The organism is Pelomonas sp. V22, from assembly GCF_030014915.1.
In the GTDB taxonomy this organism is placed as follows: Bacteria; Pseudomonadota; Gammaproteobacteria; order Burkholderiales; family Burkholderiaceae_C; genus JAUASW01.
This window is the reverse complement of the sequence record NZ_JAGIXS010000001.1, coordinates 1,983,793-2,007,260: the sequence shown is the minus strand read 5'-3', so window position 1 is coordinate 2,007,260 and position 23,468 is coordinate 1,983,793. Positions and strand designations below refer to the sequence as shown.

Sequence of the window (23,468 nt, the reverse complement as noted above, 5' to 3'; positions counted from 1 at the left end):
GGGTAGGGTTCGTACGTGGGTCAGGTTTGGACGGAAATCAGTCCAGGATGTGGGTCAGGATTCAGTGGAAATCAACATTCAACCAGCAAGCTGTGCTTGTCGGCATCGACAAACGGAGAAACAACGAGCAGTTCGTCGATGCGGCCTTCCAAATCCAGAGGTACGGCCGCCGGGGCACCGCCGATGCTCGGGCGGCCAGGCAACATTTCCATTTCGGAGAACCTCTCCGGGTTGTCCCATTGCACTGAGCTCAAACTCGCGCACAAGCTGTCGATTACTTGTTGATGCGCGTTATTGCTGCAGAGCGCATTGAAGAAGGCAACAAGTTTCGCATTGACGTTCGTGGTCTTCTGCGTCACAACGCCATCGATGCAGACGCCAATGTCCCAGCTGCGGTCGAAGGTCAAATTTCGAGAAAGCACGAGCAGGCGCATTCGCACGGGGAGGCCTGCTTCCAGCGGCGTGAACCGAAGCAGCCAGACCTTGGGATGAAACGAGGCGAACGCTGCCTTGCTGTCGACGGCTGGTAGCGCAACAGTCGGAACCAATAAGGGTTCCAGCAGAGAGAAAAGCCGGTTGAAGTTCTCGGGAACCTTCAGGTTCCCGCGCTGGTAGAAGACCAGCAAGCGCTTCTGTAGCTTGTCCAGGCATTCCAGGAAGGCGAGCCGCTCGCCACGCAGGTCTCCCTCCAGTGTCAAGTCGAGACCCAGTGAGAGGGATGCTGCGACCAATGTTTCCAGGTCGAGTGAAAACGTCGTGGCGACACCCAAATCGAGTTCATAGCCGTCGAACGCCCGCAGTTGCTCGCCATAGTCGAGCCGTTGTGAATGGAGGTTCAACATCAAATGGGCTCCCTCAGGTCGCGCAGCATGCCTCTGGCGACCGACCAGCGGTATTCAAGCTTCTTGATGCCGTACCACTCGGCTTTGGCTTGCGGGAGGCGAAGGAGTAGTGACCTCGATGGCTTGTTGCCTACTGCTTGCGTGTAAACCAGCTGTTCGAGGGAGCTTGTCGCTGCGCTCCCGCACATTTCGCGGTTCCACTCGTGCAGAAAGGTCTTCGTACGCTCTTTGACGCGAACAGCTCTGGCCGAGCCATTGAGAGGCTCTGTAGTGCACTGTAGCCATTGGTCGAGTGCCCCGGCATTGAATATCTGGCTTTGCTGTGCGACGCGTTGCCATGCGTGGAACTCGCTTACGCACTGTTGTTGCAGTTTGGTGTCGCGCATCTTTTGAGCGAGCAGCTTGTTGTAAAGGATGTGAGCTCCTTCCATGGCCTCGCTGAACCGCTGCGCATTGGTCAGGCGTCTACGGCAGGCTTCGCTAAGCTTGCTCTGCTTGGAGGCCCAATTTGAAAAGGCCGCGAACGTGCTGTGGGTGTCGGCAATGGCTCGGTCTGCCAAATTGGCGGTAAGCAGCTGTGCGGCCACGCTGTCCTTCAGCCCCTTGGCCTCCTTGAACCGTTCGGTGAGGAATGCTGCTTCTGGCTGCGTCAGCCTCATCGTCATGTCTTCGGTCCAGGCGGTGCGCGCACGGCTTGGCAGGCGGACCTCGGAGTGCGCGTAGTCATGAGCATCGTCGTGCCCTTCGTCGCCCTCGGCGGCAGACACGTCCTTGAAGCTGGTTTGCCATTCCCTGCAGAACTCTGCCAAGGATTTAGCGGTATTGACAATGCCGAGGATACGCAGCCCGGCCCAGTACGTGGAAGAAGGGCGTCGCTCCACGCCGCCATCCAAGACGCGGGTGTGGCCGATGACCCTTTCGGGGCGCTCCCCGAGCTGCTCTAGGTTGTTCTTGAGCAATGCAGCGAGTTCGTTCTCTTGGGCGCGCAGGTATTCTGCGAGGGGTCGCTTGCGGCGTGCCGCTGGGGGCAGTTCTGCCCAGTCCAGCAATATTTTTGGAACGGCCAGAAAGTAGCGGGCGCCGGTTTGAATCGTGGAGAGTCCTGGGAAGAGCGCATCCGAGAACGCATCGCGAACCTGCCCGATGCCCAGCTCGTCGAGGGTTCCTGGCTCGCGCAGCAGCGCCAGTACCGCGTGGGTCTTTTCCCGGTCATCTGACGAAAAGTCGACCCAACCAATTCTGCTCATTGAGTTCCCCCCTCTCCCTGGCGCTTGGCGGCGCTCTTGCCGTTAGCGGGCCTGCATAGGCGCCCACATGCTTCGCCAGTGTTCCACAAGAGCTAGACCGAATATGTCAGGGGCGCGTCAGTGGGGCGAAGTGCGATGCTGGTTTTCCCATGGCCGGTCAAAAGCCGGGACGGGCCGATGTGGCAACTGCTGCGTACTTTGTGGGGTAGCAAGGCCATGCCCATGACTACGCCGTTTAGGTCACACTGGACCTGGTCTGCCGTGTCGGCTCGAGAGGGGCGCTGAAGCACGAGCACGGCATGTGATTGCCTTCGGCTGGGGCTTGCACGCGGATGCGCGCTCGGTACACTGGCCTGGAACGTCATTCGCGAGAGGCCGTTCTGGCAATCATCTGGCAATGGCGTTGGGAATTGGGCACGCTGGGCTGCGCTCGACTGCGTTTGAATGCGCTCTAAGTGCTTGATTTGTATGACTGTTGGGTGTGGGAGCCGAAGTCGCACACGCGGATGATTTCCTTGAAAATCCGCGTGTCGGTGGTTCGATTCCGCCCCAGGCCACCAAACGCAAATGGCTCCCCTCGGGGAGCCATTTTCGTTTCTGACCGCTTCGGCTGTGACTGCCTATACGGCCATTCCAGCCAAGAACCCCACCGGGCTCTTGCTCACCGCCACCGACACCATCCACCCGACCGTCACCAGCGCTGCCAGCCAGGCCAGGAGCCGTTGCCAGCGTGGCCGGCTGGGGCGCAGGGCCAGCATGCCGAGGGCTATGTAGAGCAGCAGGCCGATGAGCTTGGCCAGCAGCCAGGGGCTGTTGCCGGGGGTGAGCCTGAGCGTCCAGGCCAGGCCGAGGGCCGACAGCAGCAGGACGGAATCGATCACATGCGGCAGCGTGCGCGCCAGCCGCTGGCGGACCCAGGCGGCGCCCATCAGCGAGGCGGCGCCACGCAGGAAGAAGCCGGTCAGGGACAGCGCGACGGCGCTTTGGTGGATCAGCTTGAGGGTGGCGTAGTCCATGGTCGGCTGGGGTGGCGATTTCCGCCGCGATTCTTCCAGATGCCCGGGCTCGCCCGGCGTGACGGGCGCCGCAGCATTAGCAGGAAGCTTGACGCGGCGCAGAGGCGCGGCGGCTTGGTGGCGGCGGAGGCCATAGACTTGCGCTACCGCCCTGCCTCACACCCAGCCCTTCATCATGGTCACCACCGTCAAGCGCGATGCCTTCACCTTCCTCGTGGTCGATGACTTCTCGACCATGCGCCGCATCATCTCGGGCTTGCTGCGCGAGATCGGCTTCAAGAAGATCCTGGAGGCCGAGAATGGCCGCGACGCGTTGAGGCAGATGGAGCTGTCGGTGGAAGCGGGGGAGCCCATCCACTTCGTGCTGAGCGACGTCAACATGCCGGAGATGAACGGCTTCGAGCTGCTGGAGGCCGTCAAGGCCAAGCCGGCCGAGGACGCGGTGCGCAAGATCCCGGTGCTGCTGGTGACGGCCGAGGGCCGCAAGGAAGACATCATCCGCGCGGCCCAGCTCGGGGCCAGCGGCTATGTGGTCAAGCCCTTCAATAAGGAAACCCTGGCCGACAAGATCCACCTGGCGCTGAAGCACCGGCAGATCCTGGTGGAGTGATTCAGAGCTGCGAGGCGAGGTCGCGCAGGTCGGATGCCGTGATGTCCACGGCCACGGTGGGTGCCGCCTCACCGTGGCCGGGGCCGGCTTCGTCAGGCCGCGCGATATGGGCGGTGCGCAGGCCGGCGGCGGCCGCGGCAGCCAGGTCGGACGAATGCGCGGCCACCATCATCACCTGCTCGCGCTTGAGGTCCAGGGCGGCGCAGGCATGCAGATAGACCGTGGCCTTGGGCTTGTAGTCGCGCGCCAGCTCGGCGCCGAGGATGGCGTCCCAATGCCAGCCATTGCGGCGGGCCAGATCGACCATCAGCGAGATATTGCCGTTGGAGCAGGGCGCCAGCAGGTAGTGGCGGCGCAGCGCGGTCAGGCCGGCCTCCACGTCGGGCCAGGCGTCGAGCCGGTGCCAGGCGAGGTTGAGCTTCACGCGTGTGGCCTCATCGACCTCTGCGCCGAAGCCGAGCCGCTCCAGCACGATGTCGAGGTTGCGGCGGTGCAGGCGGTCCAGCTTGCTGAAGGGCAGGCGGCCGCTGCGCACCTCCTCCATCGCGCCCTGGTATTCGCCGCGCCAGGCATCGGCGAAGGCGGGCCAGTCGGTGTCTATGCCCAGCGGCTGCAGCGCTTGCCGGGCCTCGCGCGCGATGCTGCCGCGCCAGTCCACCAGGGTGCCGAAGACGTCGAAGATCAGGGCCTTGACGGTCAGGTTTGAGCTCATCGGACTTTCTCCTTGCCTTCCTTGCTGGCTGCGGCGCGCGCCACCAGCATCGCGCCACGCACCTCGAAGCCTACCGTCTGCAAGACCTGACCCTTGGCATCGAGCAGGGTCAGACTGTGCCGGCCTGGCATCGGTGCCCAGCGGAGCAGGCTGCCGAGCCCGAGCAGCTTGCCATCGAGCTGCCACTGGCCGGCCTCGCCTTCGAAGACGATGCGTTGCGTGGCCGGCGGCATGTCGGGGTCCAGCGCGTAGATGGCGCCATCGCGCGGGCTCGAAATGCCGCGCGGTGTGCTTGCCACCAGATTCACGCGGGCCAGCTCGGTGCCGCGCAGAAACCATTCGGGGCGCGGCGGCTCGTTGCGCGCGCCGTCGAAGCGGGCGACTTGCTGACTCAAGCCCGCCGGTGCCTTAGGGGCCTTGGACGGCCGGCCCTGGTGCAGATAGCGCACCAGCTGCTGCCAGACCGGTGCGGCGCCGCTGACGCCCGAGACCTCGTGCATCGCCTCGCCTCCGGCATTGCCCACCCACACGCCCACCGTGTAGCGGTCGGTGAAGCCTATGCACCAGTTGTCGCGCATGTCCTTGCTGGTGCCGGTCTTGACCGCGCTCCAACTGGAGGTGGCGAGCACGCTGTCGAGGCCGAAGGTGAGGGCGCGGGCATTGTTGTCGGCCAGGATGTCGGTGACGACGAAGGTGCTGGCCGCATCGGCCACGCGGCGCGGGCCCGCGAGCGGCGTGCCGGGCAGGCGCGCGGGCGTGAAGAGCCCGCCATTGGCCAGCACCCGGTAGGCATTGGTGAGGGAGAGCAGGTTCACCTCGGCGCTGCCCAGGGCCAGCGAGGCGCCGTAGTAGCTGCCGCCCTGGGCCAGGCCGAGGCCGAAGTCGTTGAGCCGGGCGGCCAGCTTGTCGGGGCCCAGCATGGCGCCCACGCGCACGGCTGGCACGTTGAGGCTGTTGCCCAAAGCCGCCCGTGCGCTGACCCAGCCGCGGTAGTGGCGGTCGTAGTTCTGCGGCAGGTAGAGGCCGGCGGCCGTGCTGATCTGGGCAGGTGAATCGTCCAGCAAGCTGGCGGCCGTGATCAGCTTCTTCTCCAGTGCCAGCTGATAGACGAAGGGCTTGAGCGTGGAGCCCGGTTGGCGCCGCGCGAGCACGCCATCGACCTCGGCCGCATTCGACAACTCGGCGCCGCTGGATCCGACCCAGGCCAGCACCTCGCCAGTGGCGTTGTCCAGCACCAGCACGGCGCCATCCTCCACGTTGCGGCCTTGCAGTTCGATCAGCTGCTGCCTGAGCGCCTGCAGGGCCAGCCGCTGCAGCCGCGCATCGAGCGTGCTGCGCTGCTGGTTGGGCCCGTCGGCGCGGAGGGCCAGGCGGGCATAGTGCGGCGCCAGCTGCTCGCCGGGCAGGGGGGCAGGCCGGCGCGCGAAGGCAGCGGCTGCTTGCAGTTCCAGACCTGGACAGTCGGGCTTACGGCCCGCCTGCTGCTGGCTCAGCAACTCGCAGGCACGTTGCGAGACCAGCCCCGGCCTGGCGTTCGGCGCACGCAAGAGCGCGGCCAGCAGGGCCGACTCGCGCGCATCCAGCGCCGCCGGGCTCTTGTCGAACAGCAGGCGTGCGGCGGCCGGCACGCCCACCAGCTCGCCGCGCAAGGGCACGCGGTTCAGGTAGGCCTCGAGGATCTGCGCCTTGCTCCATGTGCTTTCCAGCTTGCGCGCGGTCCAGGCCTGGCCCAGCTTCTGCGTGCTGCTGCGGCCCTGGCGCGGGCGCGCGAGCTCGGCATCGATCAGGCCGGCCAGCTGCATGGTCAGGGTGGACGCACCACGCGTGCGCTGGTTCCACAGATTGCCCCAGGCGCTGGCGGCCACGGCGCCCCAGTCCACGCCGCTGTGCTCATAGAAGTTCCGGTCCTCGCTGAGCAGCAGCGCATGCAGCAAGGCCGGCGAGAACTCAGCCAGCGGCGTCCAGGGCAGCCGGCGTTGCTGCTTGTCTAGACGGAGCAATTGCAGGGGCTCGCCACGGCGATCCAGCAACTGCAGATCGGAGACCCGATGGCTGCTGCGCACCTGATCGAAGCTCGGCACGGCCTGCGCGAGGCCGGCGCCGAGCAGCAACGGCAGTGCAGCGAGCAGCAGCCTGAGCTTCAAGGCTGGACCTCCAGCAGCGCATTGGGCAGCTCGCCAAAGCGGTCAGGCGCATACATGGCCTCGACCCGCGTGACCGGCAGCTGGAAGCGGCCGGCGCTGTTCAGCCTCAGGGTGTACTCGACCACGTGCTTGCCGCGCGGCAAGTAGGCGTAATAGCCGCGCCAGGCCTCGAAACCGCGCTCCTCATAGGCCGGCCCCGCGTTGCCCTCGCGGCGCTCGCCCTGGGTGGCGATCTCGGAATCGCGGCCCGAGCCACCGCCCTGGATGCTGGCGCCGGCCGGCACCGGGTCGCTGATGACGACCCAGCTCATGTCGGCCGCCGCCTCGATCTCCAGCCGCACGCGCATCAGGTCGCCACGGCTCCAGCGGCCCTTGTCCTTCTGCTCCAGGGCCTGGACGCTTCGCGTGACGCGGTAGCCGGCGGCGAGCGGCGCGGTGGCCGGGATCGCCGCCAGGCTCTGCACCGTCATCCACGGCTTGCCCGTGCCCTCCTGCTTCACTTGCAGTGTTGCGGCCTGCTCGGGCCAGGAGAGTTGCAGCGTGCCGCCGGCAGCCTGCTTGCTCCAGTCCAGGGCCTCGCTCTGCTTGCCCAGTTGGGCGATGCTGCGGCCGCTGACCTTGCCCGATTCAAAGCGCGCTGCGAACTTCTCCAGCGCCAGCACGCCCCAGAGGTTGGCCGTGGTGGTCTGCCAGGCGCCGCGCTGCTGGCGCGCCAGATTGCCCTGCACCAGGCGCGGCAGCTCGGTCTTCCAGGCCGGGTCGTCCAAGAGCGCCAGGATCAGGCGCGAGGCATTGGCATCGGCGCTGTCCATCAGCCACCACCAGTTGTCGCCGTCCTCGTTGACGAAGCGAAGCGTGCTGCCGGCATAGCTGATGCGCGCGCGCAGCTGGGCCTGCGCCTCGGCCATGCGGGCCTCGCGTTGCGGCGCATCGGCCAGGCGGCGGTGCAGGTTGAGCCAGTCGATCAAGCTGGCGGTGGGCCAGCTGTTGATGCGGCCGGCGTCGACGCTGCTGAGCAAACTGGTCTTGGCACGACCGTAGCGCGACAGTGCCTCCAGCGCGGCGATACGGCGGGCATCCATGTCCTCGCGGGGCGACCAGGTCTTGCGCAGCACGCGGCCCTCGACGAAGGCGGTGAGGCCGTCGAGCATGCGGCGCTGCGAGTCCTCCGGCAGCACGCGGCCGGCCTCGTGCGCGGCGGACAGCAGATGCGCCGTCAGCCGGTCGCTGCCCTGCGGCGCCTGGTCGGCGTGCGGCGGGAAGTAGTTGGCCAGGCCGTCGCTGTCTAGGTAGGTGGGCAGCTTGCCCATCAGCGCCGCCCAGCCCGCGTCGTCATGCAGGGCCATGGCCTTGGAGCTCAGCTGCTCCAGGCAGGTGTAGGGATAGGTCTCGAAGAAGCGCTTGAGCCCCGGCAGCGCGCCCGAGAGCCGCGGCTGCAGCGCCACCTGCACGCCGCCGCGCTTGATGCCTTGTGCGGGCAGCGCATCTGCGGGTGCCGCCACGGGCAGCGACTGCGGGCCTTCCAGCTGCATCAGCGTGCTCTGCAGGATGCGCAGCGGCACGGCCGGCTGCACCAGCTGGTTCAGCTTGACGCGATCCGCCGCTGCACCACCGCCGACCTCCTGGGCCCGTACCTCCCAGGCGATGCTGAAGGCACCGACCGGCACCTGCACCGGCCAGCTCAGCTCGCGGGCGCCGCCGGCCGCAAGGGTCAGGTCTTGCGCTGGCAGCTTGATCGCCGTGCGGGCGATCTCGGCGCCGTTGTTGCTGTTCGCCAGGCCGGTCAGCTCGACCTTGAGCTTCATCTCGCGCGAGCTGGCATTGCGCACCGTGATGGCGGCCTGCAGCTGGTCGCCCTCGCGCACCAGCGGCGGCAGGCCCGAGAGCAGCTGCAGGTCCTGGCTGACGCGCACGCTCGCCGTGCCGGTGCCGAAGCGCTGCGGTCCGGCGTCGGCCACGGCCACGAGGCGGAAGCTGGTCAGCGAATCGTTCAGCGGCACCTCTATCAGGGCCTCACCCTTGGCATCGAGCTTGACCTGCGGCTTCCACAGCAGGAGCGTGTCGAACAGCTCGCGCGTGGCCCGGCCGCCGCCGCCGCCGGCCGCGATGGCTTTGCGGCCATAGTGGCGCCGGCCAATGATTTCGCTCTGGGCGGTGGAGGTCTCCACGCCCAGCGAGCGGCTGCGTATCAGGGAGGTCAGCAGCTCCCAGCTGGGGTTGGGCCGCAGGGCCAGCAGGCCTTCGTCCACGGCGGCGAAGGCCAGTTCGGCATCGGGCACCGGCTGGCCGTCCTGCGTCACGCGGATCCTGGCCATCACCTTCTGGCGCACGCCGTACTGCGGCTTGTCGCTGGTCACCTCGACCTTCAGCTGGTGCCGCGCCAACCCCACCTCGAAGCCGGCCAGGCCGAGCTTGAAGGCCGGCTTGCCCAGGTCCACGAGGGCCGTGGGCGCCTGGTAGTCGCCGGAGGCGCGCCAGTCCTTCCACCACTGCAGCGGGCTGCGCCAGCCCCAGCTGAAGAACGAATACCAGGGCACGTCGCGGATGCGGCCGCGCAGGGCCAGCACGCTCACATAGACATTCGGCGACCAGTCGCGCTCGACCTTGAGTTCGATCACCGGGTCGCGGCCCTGCAGCGCCTGCACGCGGGTCTCGATCACGCCCTCGCGTTCGATGGACACGAGTGCCGTGGCCTCGCGGAAGGGCATGCGCACCTGCAGGCGCGCGGTCTCGCCGGGCTCGTAGCGCTTCTTCTCGGGCAGTAGGTCGATGCGGTCGTCGTTGTCCTGTGCGAACCAGAACTCGCCCTGGCGCGTGATCCAGACCTGGCTGGCGGCTTCGCTCAGCTGGCCGCCCCCGTCCTTGGCACTCACGATCAGCTCGATCTGCCCGGGCGTGGACAGGCTGGCCTCGCAGCTCAGGCGGCCCTGCGCGTCGCTCGTGCCGCTGCAGACGGTGCCCAGCTCCTTGACCTCCATCCGGTTGTCGTAGGCATAGAAGCCGCCGACCATGCGCTTGCGGCTGGACAGCCATTGCAGCTGCCGCGCCCGCACCACGAGGGCCTGGCCAGCCAGCGGCTTGCCCTCGGTGGACAGCGCCAGCGCCTGGAAGCGCAGGGCCTGGCCATTGCCGACCCAGGAAGACGCGCGAAGGCCCACGGCCAGCTTGGCCGGCCACAGTGGCAGGCGTTTGGAGACGGTCTGCTGCTCGCCGTTCGGGTCGTTGTAGGCGAGCTCCACCAGCAGCTCGCTGGGCTGCTCGAGTTTGGGCAGGTTCTTGATCAGCAGCTCGGCCGCGCCTTGCGCGTCGGTCTGCGCAGCCTGCTTGTCGACCACCAGGCGGGCCTCGCTCTGACGGTCCTCGCCTTCCTCATCGACCTCGCGTGGGCCGTCCTTGCGCGGCAGCGCGAACGAGAAATCCTCGTAGCCAGCGAAGTTGCCCTCGCGTGGCCGCAAGAGCGCGCTGAGCTTCAGCGGCGCCTTGGTCATCGCGCCGCCGGCCATGTAGTTGAGCTGGGCGCCGAGCTTGAGTTCACGCGGTGCCGCCGGCAGGCTGGCCGGCACATTGATGCGCGCATCGACCAGGGGCACGCGGAATTCCTCGACGCGGAAACCACCGCTGACCCAGGTCTTGTCCTCGCCCCGGCGCAGCTCGATGCGGTAGACGCCCAGCTTGGCATCCGGCGGAATCTGCCATTGGCTGGCGGCGAAGCGGCCGGCCTGCCATGTGAGCGGCAGGCTGTATTCCTGGCCGCTGCCCTCGTGCGTCAGCCGCGCTTGCGTGGGCAGCTGATCGGGCGGCGCCATCGCGAGGCCCTGCGCCGTTTCGAGCCGGAAGAAATGCTTCATCGACACGGTCTCGCCGGCGCGCAGGAGCGGCCGGTCCAGCACCGTGTGGGCGCGGGCCGAGCTTTCGCTGCCGCTGCCCGTGGGCACGTTGAAGCGCCAGGTCTCGATGCCGCGCTGCCAGCTGGTGAACAAAAAGGCCAGTTCGCCCTGGGCGCGCGCGGTGACGAAGAGGCCCTGGTCGGCCGGGCACTTGCTGTCCCAGCCGGGCACGTTCAGCGCCTGCGGTATGCGGGCGAGGCCTTGCGCATCGCTGCGTCCCTTCCAGAGTGGCTTGCCGTAGCAGTCCATCACCACCACGTCGGCGCCGGCCACCGGCTTGGCGCGGTCCAGCGTGGTCACCCAGGCGAGGCTGCTTTCGCGGCCCTGCTTGAAATGCAGGCCGAGGTTGGTGACCAGCACGCCGGTGCGCACATACATCGGCGCGGCCGGCTCCAGGAGCGAGGCGCCGAGGCGCTGCGACTGCAGCTCCACCACGTGATAGCCGGGCTCGGCCAGTGGCACGCCGATGACCTCGAAGGGCCGCGGGTCGCCGCCCTGCAGCACGGGCAGGTCCAGACGCTTGGCAGCCTTGGCCTCCAGCATCGGGGCCTTGCGGGTGTCCCACTCGTCTTGCGAGAGCTTGCGGACCTGGGCATAGGCTCGCAGCAGCTCCGCATCGTTCTGGCCGAAGCGCTGCTGCAGCACGCGGCCGGCCGGTGCGGCGGGCCGCAGATCGCCCTGCACATGCCGCAGCGTCAAGGGCAGCAGCGTTGGCCCCTCGGGCTCGCGTTCGAGGATGCCAAAGGGCGCGGCGGCGAACTTGGCGATGGGCGGGGCGATGCCGGTGCGCACCGTGAGCGGGAACATCGTGGCATTGCTGAGCGGGCGGCCCGACATGTCCTTGATGCCGGCCGGCAGCGTCAGCTGGAACGTGGTGTTCTCGGGTAGCGGCGTTGGGAAGGCGATGCTGTTCAGCTCATCCTTCGAGTCGGCGTCCTTGGGCGTGACGGGCGCGATCTCCTTGCCGCCGCTTGCAGGTTTGAGCCGCGCCTGCAGGGCCTGGGCGCGCGACACGGGTTCACTGAAAAGGACGTTCATCGCCAGGATGGGCATGCAGGGCGCCTCGGCGCGCTCGCGCTGGCAGCTGAACTCCGCAGTCAGCGGCTTGCGCACCTGGAACTGGAAGCGATGGTCGGCGCGGGTCTGCACGGCCGGGTTGATGGCGGCGGCAATGCCCTTGCCCCAGACCAGTCGCATCTTGGCGTCCGGCGGCAGCGGGCGCTGGCAGGCGACGAGCAGCCAGTCCTTGGCACGCGCCGCGTTGAAGCGGCGCTGGGTCTTCAATGCTGCATCGCGCGCGGCCGCTGGCTGCACCAGGGCCGGCATGCGCTCGCCCAGACCCTCGACCTCGCACCAGAGCTTGCCGGTCAGGCTGGCCTCTTGCACCGGCCCGCTGAGTTGCAGCAGGAATTGCTGGTCTTCCTCGATGGTCGAGCCGCTCCAGGGCCGGCTCTCGAGGGGGCGCGGTGCGCCGATCTGGAACGCGAACTCGCGCGCGCCACTCCACTCCGCGCCCGGCTTGAACTCCGGCTTCAGGCTGACTCGGCAGGCGGCACCAGCGGGCAGCGAGGGGCTCAGCTCGAAAAGCCATTCGCGCGGGCTGGCCCAGCGGCCTGAGCCCTTGACCTCGACACCGCCCTCGCAGCGCAGCGTGGCGGGCTCGGGCTGGCGCGGGTCGCCCAGCGGCACGACGGCCTCGCTGAACTGCAGCCTCACCTGCTGCGCCTGCGCCACCTCGCCCTGCGGGCTCACGCTGGTGAAGGACACGGCCTGCGCCGCGCCGACCCCTAGCAATGCAGCGCTGGCGACCAGGTGGCGTGCCAGGTCTTGCCAACGCGTGAAGGCGGTCTGCCCGGACTGTGCTGTTGTCATCCGACTCTCCCTTGGATGCGGGAGAGTCTAGGGCCCATCCAGCGTTCCGTCGGGCATCCAAAGCGGGGACAGAATCCCGCCGGATTCAGCCGACCTGGGCCTCGCCACCAGGCCAGATCAGCAGGTCGCACTCCAGCTCGGCCAGCAGGGACACGGCGCTGGCGGGTTGCAGCCACGCCGCCCACCAGGCTTGCCGCCGCTGGCCCACGACGACCAGGTCGGCATGGCCGTATTGCTGCTGCACCAGGATCTGCCGCACCGGGTCGCCCCGGCCCAGCGTGTGCATCAGCCGGTTGCGCCGGGCCTGCAGGCTGTCGCTGACCCGCAGCAGCAACTGGCGTGCCTCGTGGTCCCGGGCTGTGCGGTAGCGGCGCAGGCTCTGCGGGCTGGCCTCGGCCGCGCGCAGCAGGGCCTCGTGGCGCGTGTCCATGGCGTGGAACAGCTCGAGCTCGGCCTCGGGCGCCAGCGCGGCTGCGGCCTGCAGCAAGCCCGCAGCCGGTTCGGGTTGACCGGCCAGGGCCACGAGCACGCGGCGATAGTCCTCGCCGCCCGGCTGGCGCACCACCAGCAGCGGGCAGGGCGCGCGCCGCGCCAGCCGCTGGGCCAGGGTGGGGCGGGCCCAGCCGAAGCGGCGCGTGCTCAGCGCCTCGCCGAGGACCAGGAGGCTGGCGATGCTGGCCAGCGACTGCCGCAGCTCAGGCTCGCTCATCGAGCCCTGTGCAGAGACTGGCTGGCGGTGGCGGCGCGCCAGCATTGCCGCGCAGCGGGGCAGGCGTTCGGCCACGTCGGGTGGCCCGCTGCCCGCAAGATGGATCAGGCTCAGCGGTGCCTGCAGCTGGCGCGCCAGCAGCGCGGCACGCAGCAAGGCGGCCTCGGCATCGGGTCCGAAATCGGTGAGGGCGACGACGCCCCGGTTCATCGCTTGCATGGTGTCCAGCTCCTCGGTGTGGCGATCAACGGTCGAAGTCGCCATGGGTTTCGGGCTGGTACAGCAAGGCCTGCAGCTGCAGGCATCCGCGGGTGTTGCCGACCGTCCAGCGCAGCTCCTGGCCGATGGCCAGACCCAGCAGGCCGAGGCCCACGGGAGAGAGCACGGAGACGCGGCCCTGCTCGGGCAGGGCGTCGGACGGGTAGCACAGCGTCAGCTGCTGCGTGCGGCCGCTCGCTGGCTCCATCACCTGCACCGCAGAGTTCATGGAGACGATGTCGTCGGGCAGTTCGGCGGAGGGCAGGAGCTCGGCGCTGTCGAGCAGTTGCTGCAGCGCAGGCTGGCTGCGCGCCCAGCGGCTCAGGCGCTGGTGGTCGAGTTCGGTCAGCAGGCGCTCGTTGCGCTGCTCGGAAGGGAGGCGGTCCATGGGCATTCCTCGGTCATGGCCGTACCGCCGGCTTGGTCTGGCTGGCACGGCACCGCGCGGGCTGGGGCCCGGCGATCGAGGTTGCGCAATGGTGGAGGAGAGGGATCGCCGGGCTCAGGAATCTGCGGCCGGGCGTCGGAGATCGACAGCCGGCCGCAGCCCGGCCGCTGTGGCGGTCAGGGGCAGTGGGAGCCGGGTCGAGGTGGACATGGTGGCGGGATTGTGCCCCATCGGTCTGCGGCGATCAGCTCGCGAGCATCAGGTCTGCATCAGGTCGATGAGTTCCTTGACGAACTCCAGCGCTTCCTCGGGCGTGGCGAAGTAGTACTCGCCGCCCAGGTCGACCACGTCGCCGCCCGGGCCGCGATGCGCCACCGACCAGCCCTCGGCGCCGCCGCCAATGGCCAGGATGCCGAAAGTACCGGGCGCCAGTTCGCGGGCCGTGCCGGCGGTGACGAAGATGTCCTTGCCCTGGTGGGAGTGGTAACGTTTCACGACTTTGGATCCGACAGCAATAGGACAAGCAAGATGAAGGCAATCTGGAACGGCGTCGTGATCGCCGAAAGCGCAGACACCGTGGTGGTCGATGGCGACCATTACTTCCCGGCCGAGTCGCTGAAGAAGGAGTACCTGAGCTTCAGCAACCACCGCACCAGCAGCTGGAAGGGCCAGGCCCATTATCAGAGCCTGTTCGTCAACGGCGAGATGAATGCCGATGCGGTCTGGAGCTATCCCGAGCCGACCGAGGCCGCTGCCGAGCTGAAGGGGCGCGTGGCGTTCTGGAAGGGTGTGCAGGTCATTGACTGAACGACCAAATCGACCGCAGGGCCGCCCCAAGGTCGATTTGCGCCCCTCGGGGGCCGCCGGTGTATGTCAACGGCTGGGGGCTGACATTTCCCGGGGCCACAGCGCCCAGTAGCGCAAGGGTTGCTTGATCTTCATCGCCGCCGCCTCGGCCTCGGCACCCCAGCCGGTGAAGAAGTCGGCCCGCACCGCGCCGATGATGCCGCCGCCGGTGTCCTGGGCCATCACGAGCCGGCGCGTGCCAGCATCGCCGCCGTCCATCCACAGGGCCGTGCCATAGGGGATGGAGGCTTTGTCCACCGCCACTGAGCGGCCCGGCGTCAAGGGCACGCCCTGGGCGCCACGCGGGCCGATGCTGGCATCGCGCAGCGGCTCCTCGCGAAAGAACACATAGCGGGCATTGGCCCACATCAGCTCGTTGAGGCGCTGCGGATTGCGCTTGGCCCAGTCGCGCACGGCCGGGCGGGGCGCCGCGGGCCCGTCGTTCCATTCGCCGATCACGGCCAGCGAGCGGCCGAGCGGCGTCAGCGGGTGGTCGTTGTGGCCGGCGAAGGCGAGGCGCAGCCAGACCGGCTCGGGCCCCTCGGCATCGACCAGGCGGGCGCGGCCCGAGCCCTGCAGCTGCAGGATCTGCAGGTCGATGGCGTCGTCGAGGTAGACCAGGGTCTTGTAGCGCGTGAGGTCGCTCTCGATCTGCTGGCGCGTGAGGTAGGGCCGGCGCTGCATCAGGTCGGCCGGCGCGGCCAGCACCGGCACGTTGAAGCGAGCGTCCTTCTGGCGGCGCACCTGCAGCTCGGGCTCGAAATAGCCGGTCAGCTGGCCTTGCGTCTCGCCCTCCAGGCTTTCGACGCGCCAGGGGCGCAGCTCGCTCATCAGCCAGGTGGTGAGGGCGAGGTCGTCGCCGGGCTCGGTCAAGAGCGCGCGGGCGCAGACCTGGGACCAGCCCGCTGCCGGCTTCTCGCAGCTGCGCAGCAGGGCCGGCCAGAACTCGGCGGCGCGGTCGCTGCCCCAGCCGGGCAGTTCGCTCCATTCGCCGGCCACCCAGCGGGAGCGCTCGCGTTGCATCACCGGGCCGGCCGGCTTGCTCGTGTCGCCCAGTACGGGCTTGGACGGCTGCGTCGGCGGCGCCGTCGGCAGGCTGACCGGCGGCGCCGCGCAGCCCGCCAGCAGCAGGCCTAAAATCGCCGCCGCCATCTTCGGGGAATGCTTCATGGGTCTGATCTTGCTGGAGGCGCTGGCCGCGCTGCTCGTCTTGCTGTTCATCGTCTGGTGGACCATGTTCTCGGGCCGCAAGGGCGGGGAGCGTCGGGACGACGAAGGCTGATCGCCTTCATTCCTTGGGCGGCAGGAAGAAGCTGCGCGGCTGCTCGCGCAGCCGCCGCCAGATGGCTGCCTGCACGCGTGCCCGGTCCGCCACCTGGATGCCACGTGCCCGCAGCGCCACCAGAAGGGCCAGCAGGAAACTGACGCCCAGGTTCAGGATGCCGATGAAGGCAATCGTCGGCAGGCACCACCAGAAGGCGCTCTGCTTGAAGATGTCCAGCCCCAGCGCGCCGACGGCGGCGGTCAGCTGGCCGGTCGACAGGGTCACGTGCCTCACCTCGATCGGCAGGCCGAAGAAGGCCAGCACCACCGGCACCAGGCCCAGCATCAAGCCGAGCGAGACATTGGCCGTGAGGCCCGAAATATTGGCCCGCCACCAGGCCGACCAGCGCTGGGCCCGAGCCGCGCCGAGCCGCGCGATCAGGCGCGGGTTCCAGGCGATGGCGCTGTCCAGCCGGTAGAACACGAACCAGTTCTCCACCCAGCCGGCGATCAGGCTGGCCAGGAAGAGCAGCACGCCGGTGAAGGCGGCGAAGAACACCGAGGGCCCCGCGAGCTGCAGCGAATGCAGCACATAGGCCGCATCCTTGGGCCCCACGGCCGGCGCGCCGGCGATCAGCCAGGCCAGCAACTGCACCACGAGCACCACGGGAATCACCGCCAGCAAATTGCCGGCAATGCCGGCGAACTGCGAGCGCAGCAGGTGCGTCACCTCGTCGACGAAACCCTCCAGCCCTTCGGCGCTGCTGATGTTGCGCAGCTTGTGGGCCATGGCTGGGGCCGTCATCGCCGGCTGCTTGGTGGCCACCGTCCAGTGCAGCAGGTGGATCAGCACGAAGCTCAGCGCGTAGTTGGCGCCGGCCCAGAAGCCGGACCAGAAGGCGGTGAAGCCGAGCGCCGCCAGCGCGAACTTGGCCAGCGTGGTGCCGCCAATCACGGCGCCGCCGCCGGCCGCGCGCCACAGCATGCTGCGGTACTCGGCGCGGTCGCGGGTGATGTAGTGCTCGCCGGTCTCGGCGCTGCGCTCGGCCACCTTGCGGGCCAGGAGGCCGTAGTGGCGCGCGAACAGCGTGCGCAGGCTGCGCCGCTCATGGACCACGCGCACCAGGCCGGCCAGCAGCTGCACCAGCTCGCGCGCCGGCTGCTCGGCCACCAGCACGTCGAGCAGGGATTCGGCGCGGGCCGTGCGCTCGATCAGCTGCTCCACCTCGAACATGATGTCGACCGACACGCCCCAGGCCTCCAGGTGTTCGGGCACGCTGGCGGCGGCGGCGCGGCAGCTGTCGAGCAGGGCGCGCAGGTATTGCAGGGCGCGGCGCAGCTCGGCGGCGTCCGCCGCTTTCAGCGCGGCGATCAGCTCGTCGGCCGCGCGGCCCAGCTGGCCGAAGGGGTTGTTGGCCAGCAGCTCGCTGCCCATGCGCTGGCGCAAGGGCCCTGAGAAACCGGCGGCGCGCACGGCACTGACCAGCATGGTCAAGGCGTCGATCAGCGCGCCGCGCCAGTCGGCCTCGGGCAGGGCGCCGGTGAACAGGCTCGATAGCCGCTGCAGGAGCGCGTCGTCGATGGCGCGCAGCCACGCTTCGTCCTCGGCATCGGGGAACAGCAGGCTGAACAGCTCGCCGAGCTCGCGCGTCTCCACCGTGCCGGGTAAGAGGCGCAGGCGCAGGCGGTGGCCGACCTCGCCCCACAGGTCCATGCGCGAGGCAAAGCCCACGTCAGCAAACAGGCCCACGGCCTCGAGATCGCGCCAGGCGCCGGCCAGCACGCCGGTCACCTGGGCCGCGTGCGTCGGGTTGCGCTCCAGCACATTGAGCAGGTGGGTCAGGCGCAAGAGCGGCAGCGGGCGGGTGCCGCGTTCGCGCTGCTCGGTTTTTTCGAGCGGGGCATGGCGCAGCCATTCGAGCAGGCGTGCCAGCCAGAGGTTGCGTTGCGGCAACGCGGCCTTGGGGTCGGCCGCGTTCAGCAGGGCAGTGAGGTCCCAGGCGCCTTGGCTGGCCATCAATGCGATCAATGCAGGCTGGCGCTGTCGGCCAGCAGGAACTCGGGTACGTCCGCCCAGAACACCTCGGCGGCCTCGGTCACGCAGAGGTAGCGGCCCTTCATGCTGCCCTGGGGCGTGGCGATGGTCGCCCAGCTGCTGTACTGGAACTGCTCGCCCGGCTGCAAAAAGGGCTGGTGGCCCACCACGGCCAGGCCGCGCACCTGCTGGCGGTGGCCCTGGCTGTCGAGGATCTCCCACTCGCGGCCGATTAGTTGGCCGGCGAGGTCGCCGTCATTGGCGATGGTGATCGTGTAGCTGTAGGCCCAGCGGCCCTGCTCGGCGTCGGTCTGTTCGGCCAGAGGCTGGACCTGCACCGTGCACTTGAAGTGGGGGGACGACATGTGCCCCATTCTAGGGCGCAGGCATGATGGGCCCGGTATGCTGCCGCTTGTGCTGTACCGACCTCTCCTGCTCCTGCTCGCCTGCCTGTGCCCGCTCATGGCCCAGGGCCAGGTCTTGCGCACCGTGCAGCAAAGCAATTCGCTGGCCAAGTATTCGCCCGGCAATGCCGAGCGCCCCGGCATCTGCATGGAGATCCTGCGGGCCGTCGAGCAGATCGACCCGGGTCTGCGCTTCAGCGGCACGGACAAACAGGCGCCGCTGCGACGCGTTGAGATCATGCTCGGCCAGGGCGAGATCGACGTGTTCTTCTGCCTGCTCAAGTCGCCCGAGCGCGAGAAGCAATGGCGCTACGTGCCGGTGCCGCTGTACCGCATCCAGCATGCAGTGGCCATGCGCCAGGGCGATGAGCCCGAGCCGCGTGACCTGGCCGACCTGGTGCAGGCCAGCCGCCGCAAGCCGGTGGTGGTGACGCGCGGCACCGTGCTGGCGGCAGGCTTGCAGAAGGCCGGCGTGGCCGTGACCGAGGCCGCCTCGGATTACGAAGCCCTGCAGATGCTGAACCTGGGGCGCACCGACCATGTCTACGGCCAGGACCTGAACCTGCTGCGAAACATGCGAGAGTCCGGCCTCGGCGACAAGCTGCGCATCGCCGCCACCGTGTTCCAGACCGACCAGCAATACCTGGCCGTCCATCGCAAAGTTCCGGCCGCCGTGGAACAGCGCCTCTTGCAAGCGCTGCAGAAGCTGGAGCGCGAGGGGCGCTTGAAAGCCATCAGCGACAAATACCGATGACCGAAGACAGCAAGCTCTACCTCGCTCCCGGCGGCCCCCCGCGCTGCCGCTGGTGCGCCGCCGGTGCCGACTGGCCGCCCTACATCGACTATCACGATCAGGAATGGGGCTTCCCGGTCGACGAGGACAAACGGCTGTTCGAGAAGCTGTGTCTGGAGGGTTTCCAATCGGGCCTCTCGTGGCGCACCATCCTCGCCAAGCGCGAGGCCTTCCGAAAGGCCTTCGCCGGCTTCGATTTCAAGCAGGTGGCGCGCTTCACCGAGGTCGACGTGGAGCGCTTGCTGCAGGACGCCGGCATCGTGCGCCATCGCGGCAAGATCGAGGCGGCCATCAACAACGCGCAGCGGGCGCTGGAGCTGATCGAGCAAGAGGGCTCATTGGCCCGCTACCTGTGGCGCTTCGAGCCGGCAGCGACGCCCGACGTTCTCGGCCAGACCGAGACGGCGGCTTCCAAGGCCTTGTCCAAGGATTTGAAGAAGCGCGGCTGGAAGTTCGTCGGGCCCACGACCATGCATGCCTTCATGCAATCGATGGGCATGGTGAACGACCATGCGGAAGGCTGCCATTCCCGCGCAAAGGTCGAGGCCGCTTTGCGCAAATTCAAGCGCCCCTAAAATCGCGGGCTCACTTCCCTGTCCGAGCCCGCCATGAGCCACCGCATCGCCCCCAGCATCCTCTCCGCCGACTTTGCCCGCCTGGGCGAGGAGGTTCGCAACGTGCTGGCGGCCGGTGCCGACTGGATCCACTTCGACGTGATGGACAACCATTACGTGCCCAACCTGACCTTCGGGCCGATGATTTGCGAGGCTTTGCGCAAGCACTCGGTCAAGCCCGACGGCACGCCGGCGCCCATCGACGTGCACCTGATGGTGCAGCCGGTCGACAGCCTGGCCCAGGCCTTCTGCAAGGCCGGCGCCGACCTGGTGAGCTTCCACCCTGAAGCGAGCGCCCACGTGGACCGCACGCTGCAGTTGATCAAGGCCGAGGGCAAACAGGCGGGCCTCGTGTTCAACCCGGCCACGTCGCTGGACGTGCTGGAGTGGGTGATCGACAAGGTCGACCTGGTCCTGATCATGAGCGTCAACCCCGGCTTTGGCGGCCAGAGCTTCATCCCCTCCGCACTGAAGAAGCTGGAACAGGCGCGCAAGATCATCGACAAGAGCGGCCGCGACATCCGCCTGGAGATCGACGGCGGCGTCAAGGTCGACAACATCCGGAGAATCGCCGATGCCGGCGCTGACACCTTCGTGGCCGGCTCGGCCATCTTCGGCAAGGGCGACTACAAGGCGGTGATCGACCAGATGCGGGCCGAGCTGGCGCGCTGAGCGTCTGACCCGCCCGCCGCGCCCCGCTGACGGCCCGACGACCTAGCGCCCGCTGCCGCCCAGCTTCGCGATCTCGTAGAGATAGTCGACGTAGAGCATCGTCGCCTCGTCGAGGCCGGCGACCTTGGGATTGGTCGAGGTGATCAGGAACCATTCGTTGGGCGCATGCGCCCCGTTGCCGCGACCGATGCCGAACTGGCCGGTCGGCAGGTTGAGCGGCGCGCCGTTGAACACGACGCCGGGCCAGCTGCCGGCGTTGCGGGGGCTCAGCGTGTACTTGATTCCGGCCCGATCGAACACACGTTTCTGCGCCTGGATGAAGGCGCTGTTCTCGTCGGTCTGGTTGGGGCCATAGCCGCCGCTCACCACGACCTTCACATCGTCGAAACCACGCTTGGCCAGGTGTGCCTTGAGCTTGGTGACCACCTCGTCCTTGGTCATGTTCGGCACCAGGCGGAACTCGAGCTTGGCCTCGGCGCGGCCGGGCAGCACGGTCTTGCCCCCCACCCCGGTATAGCCGCTGACCAGGCCCTGGATGTTGACGGTCGGCTGCGAGAGGAAGCGGTACGAGCTGGTCAGGTAGTCCTCGTTGCCTATCCATCGACCCACGCCCAGGGCCTTCTTGACCTCCGCTTCATTCGTCGAAGCGACGCGTTGCGCGATCAGCTCTTTCTGCCGCGGCGTGAGCGGCTGGACGTTCTCGAACCACCCGTCGATCGCCGGGGTGTGGCCGTCGGCAGCGACCAGCGTGTCGAGCGCCTTCACCAGGCGCCAGGCCGGGCTCTCGATTCGCGCGTGATTGCTCGAGTGGACATCGGATTTCGGATATTTGTCGCTCGTCTCACCGCCGACGATCAGCTGGAACTCGACCGCCCCCTTGGCGCCCAGCGTGATGCCAGCATTGCCCTGCGCGTCCTGGCTGGACGTCGGAATGAACACGCCCACCGTCTTCTTGAGCGCAGCGGCGACCTCCGGGTCGGCGACGATGGTGGGGAAGTTTGGCGAGGCGATCTCCTCTTCGCCTTCCGCCACCAGCACCAGATTGACCGGCAGCTTGCGCCCGCTCGCCTTGAACGCGTGCAGCGCGGCCAGGAAGGCCATTTCCGGCCCCTTCTGATTGATGGCGCCGCGCCCCATCAGGGCCGTGCCTTCGCCACGCCGCTCGACCAGCCGGCCTTCGAGCGGCGGTGAGCTCCATTCGGCCGGGTCGAACTGCTTGACGTCGTACATGAAATAGATGCCGAGCGTCACCGGCGCGCCGGCGTCGAGCGTCGCAAAGACGCCGGGCACACCGCCCGAGGGAACGATCCGGGCCTGCTGGAATCCGGCATCGAGCGCCAGTCGGCGCATGTATTCCGCACCCTCGGCCACGTTGCGGCCCTCGGCGGCAATGGTGGGCAGCGCGATCCAGTCCTGCAAGGCCTTGACCGTGAGGTCGTGCCTCGCGGTCACCGCCTTCTCGAGTTGCTCGCGGTTCAAGGTCTGGGCGTGCACTGGCAGCGAAACGACCAGGGCGGCAAGCGCTGCGGGCAGTACAGGGTGCAGTCTCATCATCGATGCTCCTCGTTGAGGGTGGAATCGTCTTCCTTCAATCGTCCTGCTTCATCTCGAAGTCGCAGTCCTTCAGCGGTACAACCCGGGTCTTGTTGATCCATTTGTGGCCCAGGTAGAGCGCCACGAAGGCCGGGATGGGCAGGTAGTTGCTGATGACGTCGAACCAGCTGAACGGGTCGGCCTGGAACAGCGAGGCATTGGCGCCGAACAGCACGATCAGGAACAGCACCACGGCCGCCCAGGGGCCCCAGGGGTAGAACATGGCCTTGAACTTCAGGTCGCTCAAGGGCCGGCCCTGGGCCACCCAGGCCTTGCGGAAGCGCAGGTGGCAGATGGCGATGCCGAGCCAGATCAGGAAGCCCGTGAGGCCCGAGGCGTTGTAGAGCAGCTGGTAGATCTTGGTGGCACCGATCTCGCTGGCCAGGAAGGCCAGGGCGCCGACGAGGCCGGTGGCCCAGACGGCCGCCACCGGCACGCCGCGCGCATTGACCTTGCCGAACAGCTTGGGCGCTTTGCGGCTGTGGGCCATCGCATAGAGCATGCGCGAGGACACGTAGAGCGATGAATTGCCGGCCGACAGCACAGCCGACAGGATCACGAAGTTCATCAGGTTGGCCGCGTAGAAGCCGATCTTGGGCAGGTGCGAGAACACCAGCGTGAACGGCGAATAGGCCACGTTCTCCTCGCCGCTGCGCAGCAGGTTGGGGTCGGTGAAGGGGATCAGGAAGCCGATGATGGCCATGGCGCCGATGTAGAACAGCAGGATGCGCCAGAACACCGAGTGGATGGCCTTGGGCACGTTCTTCTCGGGGTTCTCGGTCTCGGCCGCTGCGAGGCCCACGCCCTCGGTGCCCTGGAAGGAGAAGCCCGCCACCAGGAACACGCCGAGGATGGCCGCGAGGCCCCCCACGAAGGGCGCGCTCTTGCCGCTGGCGGCGTCCACGAGGCCCCAGTTCTTGAAGCCGATCGACTCCTGGTTGCCGAGCAGGCCGAAGATCATCAAGAGGCCGACGAAGAGGAAGATGATGACCGTGGTCACCTTGATGCTGGCGAACCAGTACTCGGCCTCGGCATAGGCCTTCACCGACAGCAGGTTCAGCCCCATCAGCAGCACGAAGAAGCCCATAGCCCAGTAGGTCGGGTTGCTGTCGGGGAACCAGAACTTGACGATCAGGGCCCCGGCCACGAACTCGGCCGCCAGCGTGATCGACCAGCTGAACCAGTAGTTCCAGCCGAAGGCAAAGCCGAGCGACGGGTCGACGAAGCGCTCGGCATAGGCCTCGAAGGAGCCGGCGATGGGCAGCTGCGTGGCCATCTCGCCGAGCGATTGCATCATGCAGAACACCGCCGCGCCCATGATGGCGTAGGCCAGCATGGCGCCGCCGGGGCCGGCCTGGGCGATGGCGCCGCCGCTGGCCAGGAACAGGCCGGTGCCGATGGCGCCGCCGATGGCAATCATGCTCAGCTGCCGCGCGCCGATGCCGCGCTTCAGGTCTTGGTGGGGAATGGCGTCCATCGAGGGCCTTCTAGAGAATGCTTTCGCCCAAAGCGGGCCGGGCCGCCACTGTAACGAAGAGGCGGCCCGGCTCGAATCGGTGTTTC

Annotated in this window: 19 protein-coding genes; 5 read left to right on the top strand and 14 right to left on the bottom strand. The window is 68.0% G+C overall.

Going from position 1 to position 23,468, the window contains the following annotated elements; translation table 11 throughout:
* Positions 1-71: 71 nt before the first annotated feature.
* The 3 genes from J7U46_RS09130 to J7U46_RS09120 all read right to left on the bottom strand — a co-directional run bounded on the left by J7U46_RS09130 (position 72) and on the right by J7U46_RS09120 (position 3,105).
* Entirely contained in the window at positions 72-842 is a 771-nt protein-coding gene (locus J7U46_RS09130; RefSeq protein ID WP_282824901.1) for a hypothetical protein, read from the bottom strand.
* Positions 842-2,089: a DUF6361 family protein gene (locus J7U46_RS09125; protein WP_282824899.1), complete on the bottom strand. Its 1,248-nt coding sequence runs from the start codon at positions 2,087-2,089 to the stop codon at positions 842-844. Before J7U46_RS09125 ends, J7U46_RS09130 begins: the two co-directional genes overlap by 1 nt.
* A 620-nt stretch (positions 2,090-2,709) precedes the next feature.
* Positions 2,710-3,105 carry a SirB2 family protein gene (locus J7U46_RS09120; RefSeq protein ID WP_282824897.1) on the bottom strand — a complete coding sequence of 132 codons (396 nt, stop codon included), beginning with the start codon at positions 3,103-3,105 and terminating at the stop codon, positions 2,710-2,712.
* 175 nt (positions 3,106-3,280) lie between these two features.
* Between J7U46_RS09120 and J7U46_RS09115 the strand changes: the two genes are divergently transcribed.
* The gene (locus tag J7U46_RS09115; RefSeq protein ID WP_282824895.1) at positions 3,281-3,715 is read left to right on the top strand and encodes a response regulator; all 435 of its coding nucleotides are present in this window, start codon (positions 3,281-3,283) and stop codon (positions 3,713-3,715) included.
* A 1-nt stretch (position 3,716) separates the two neighbouring features.
* On the opposite strand, the gene J7U46_RS09110 is transcribed toward J7U46_RS09115, so the two are convergent.
* The 6 genes from J7U46_RS09110 to J7U46_RS09085 form a co-directional block, all read right to left on the bottom strand.
* On the bottom strand, positions 3,717-4,427 hold the full coding sequence (locus tag J7U46_RS09110) for a haloacid dehalogenase type II (protein WP_282824893.1): 711 nt from the start codon (positions 4,425-4,427) through the stop codon (positions 3,717-3,719).
* The gene (gene pbpC / locus J7U46_RS09105) at positions 4,424-6,571 is read right to left on the bottom strand and encodes a penicillin-binding protein 1C (protein WP_282824891.1); all 2,148 of its coding nucleotides are present in this window, start codon (positions 6,569-6,571) and stop codon (positions 4,424-4,426) included. Before pbpC ends, J7U46_RS09110 begins: the two co-directional genes overlap by 4 nt.
* Positions 6,568-12,330 carry an Ig-like domain-containing alpha-2-macroglobulin family protein gene (locus tag J7U46_RS09100; protein WP_282824889.1) on the bottom strand — a complete coding sequence of 1,921 codons (5,763 nt, stop codon included), beginning with the start codon at positions 12,328-12,330 and terminating at the stop codon, positions 6,568-6,570. Before J7U46_RS09100 ends, pbpC begins: the two co-directional genes overlap by 4 nt.
* An 85-nt stretch (positions 12,331-12,415) precedes the next feature.
* A complete protein-coding gene (locus J7U46_RS09095; protein ID WP_282824886.1) occupies positions 12,416-13,303 on the bottom strand; it encodes a universal stress protein in 888 nt (295 codons plus the stop codon).
* A complete protein-coding gene (locus J7U46_RS09090) occupies positions 13,284-13,685 on the bottom strand; it encodes a GreA/GreB family elongation factor (RefSeq protein ID WP_282824884.1) in 402 nt (133 codons plus the stop codon). Before J7U46_RS09090 ends, J7U46_RS09095 begins: the two co-directional genes overlap by 20 nt.
* A 258-nt stretch (positions 13,686-13,943) precedes the next feature.
* Positions 13,944-14,180, bottom strand: a complete 237-nt coding sequence (locus J7U46_RS09085; protein WP_282824882.1) for a hypothetical protein — start codon at positions 14,178-14,180, stop codon at positions 13,944-13,946.
* Positions 14,181-14,213: 33 nt separating this feature from the next.
* On the opposite strand from J7U46_RS09085, the gene J7U46_RS09080 reads away from it, so the two are divergent.
* A complete protein-coding gene (locus tag J7U46_RS09080) occupies positions 14,214-14,492 on the top strand; it encodes a DUF427 domain-containing protein (RefSeq protein ID WP_282824881.1) in 279 nt (92 codons plus the stop codon).
* A 66-nt stretch (positions 14,493-14,558) separates the two neighbouring features.
* On the opposite strand, the gene J7U46_RS09075 is transcribed toward J7U46_RS09080, so the two are convergent.
* The 3 genes from J7U46_RS09075 to apaG all read right to left on the bottom strand — a co-directional run bounded on the left by J7U46_RS09075 (position 14,559) and on the right by apaG (position 18,194).
* Positions 14,559-15,701: an MltA domain-containing protein gene (locus J7U46_RS09075; protein ID WP_282824879.1), complete on the bottom strand. Its 1,143-nt coding sequence runs from the start codon at positions 15,699-15,701 to the stop codon at positions 14,559-14,561.
* A 118-nt stretch (positions 15,702-15,819) separates the two neighbouring features.
* Positions 15,820-17,811: a site-specific recombinase gene (locus tag J7U46_RS09070; protein WP_282824878.1), complete on the bottom strand. Its 1,992-nt coding sequence runs from the start codon at positions 17,809-17,811 to the stop codon at positions 15,820-15,822.
* Positions 17,812-17,819: 8 nt separating this feature from the next.
* Positions 17,820-18,194, bottom strand: a complete 375-nt coding sequence (gene apaG, locus J7U46_RS09065; RefSeq protein ID WP_282824876.1) for a Co2+/Mg2+ efflux protein ApaG — start codon at positions 18,192-18,194, stop codon at positions 17,820-17,822.
* Positions 18,195-18,231: 37 nt separating this feature from the next.
* On the opposite strand from apaG, the gene J7U46_RS09060 reads away from it, so the two are divergent.
* The 3 genes from J7U46_RS09060 to rpe are packed head-to-tail and all read left to right on the top strand — an operon-like array spanning position 18,232 to position 20,312.
* The gene (locus tag J7U46_RS09060; RefSeq protein ID WP_282824874.1) at positions 18,232-18,987 is read left to right on the top strand and encodes a transporter substrate-binding domain-containing protein; all 756 of its coding nucleotides are present in this window, start codon (positions 18,232-18,234) and stop codon (positions 18,985-18,987) included.
* The gene (locus J7U46_RS09055) at positions 18,984-19,601 is read left to right on the top strand and encodes a DNA-3-methyladenine glycosylase I (protein ID WP_282824872.1); all 618 of its coding nucleotides are present in this window, start codon (positions 18,984-18,986) and stop codon (positions 19,599-19,601) included. The genes J7U46_RS09060 and J7U46_RS09055 overlap by 4 nt, the downstream gene beginning before the upstream one ends.
* A 33-nt stretch (positions 19,602-19,634) precedes the next feature.
* Positions 19,635-20,312, top strand: a complete 678-nt coding sequence (rpe, locus tag J7U46_RS09050; RefSeq protein ID WP_282824870.1) for a ribulose-phosphate 3-epimerase — start codon at positions 19,635-19,637, stop codon at positions 20,310-20,312.
* A gap of 42 nt (positions 20,313-20,354) precedes the next feature.
* Here the strand turns inward: rpe and J7U46_RS09045 are convergent, their stop codons facing one another.
* Both J7U46_RS09045 and J7U46_RS09040 read right to left on the bottom strand, forming a co-directional pair.
* The gene (locus J7U46_RS09045) at positions 20,355-21,791 is read right to left on the bottom strand and encodes a M20/M25/M40 family metallo-hydrolase (RefSeq protein WP_282824868.1); all 1,437 of its coding nucleotides are present in this window, start codon (positions 21,789-21,791) and stop codon (positions 20,355-20,357) included.
* Between the two features lie 109 nt (positions 21,792-21,900).
* Complete coding sequence (locus J7U46_RS09040) at positions 21,901-23,382, bottom strand: amino acid permease (RefSeq protein ID WP_282824866.1); 1,482 nt, start codon at positions 23,380-23,382, stop codon at positions 21,901-21,903.
* Positions 23,383-23,468 lie beyond the last annotated feature (86 nt).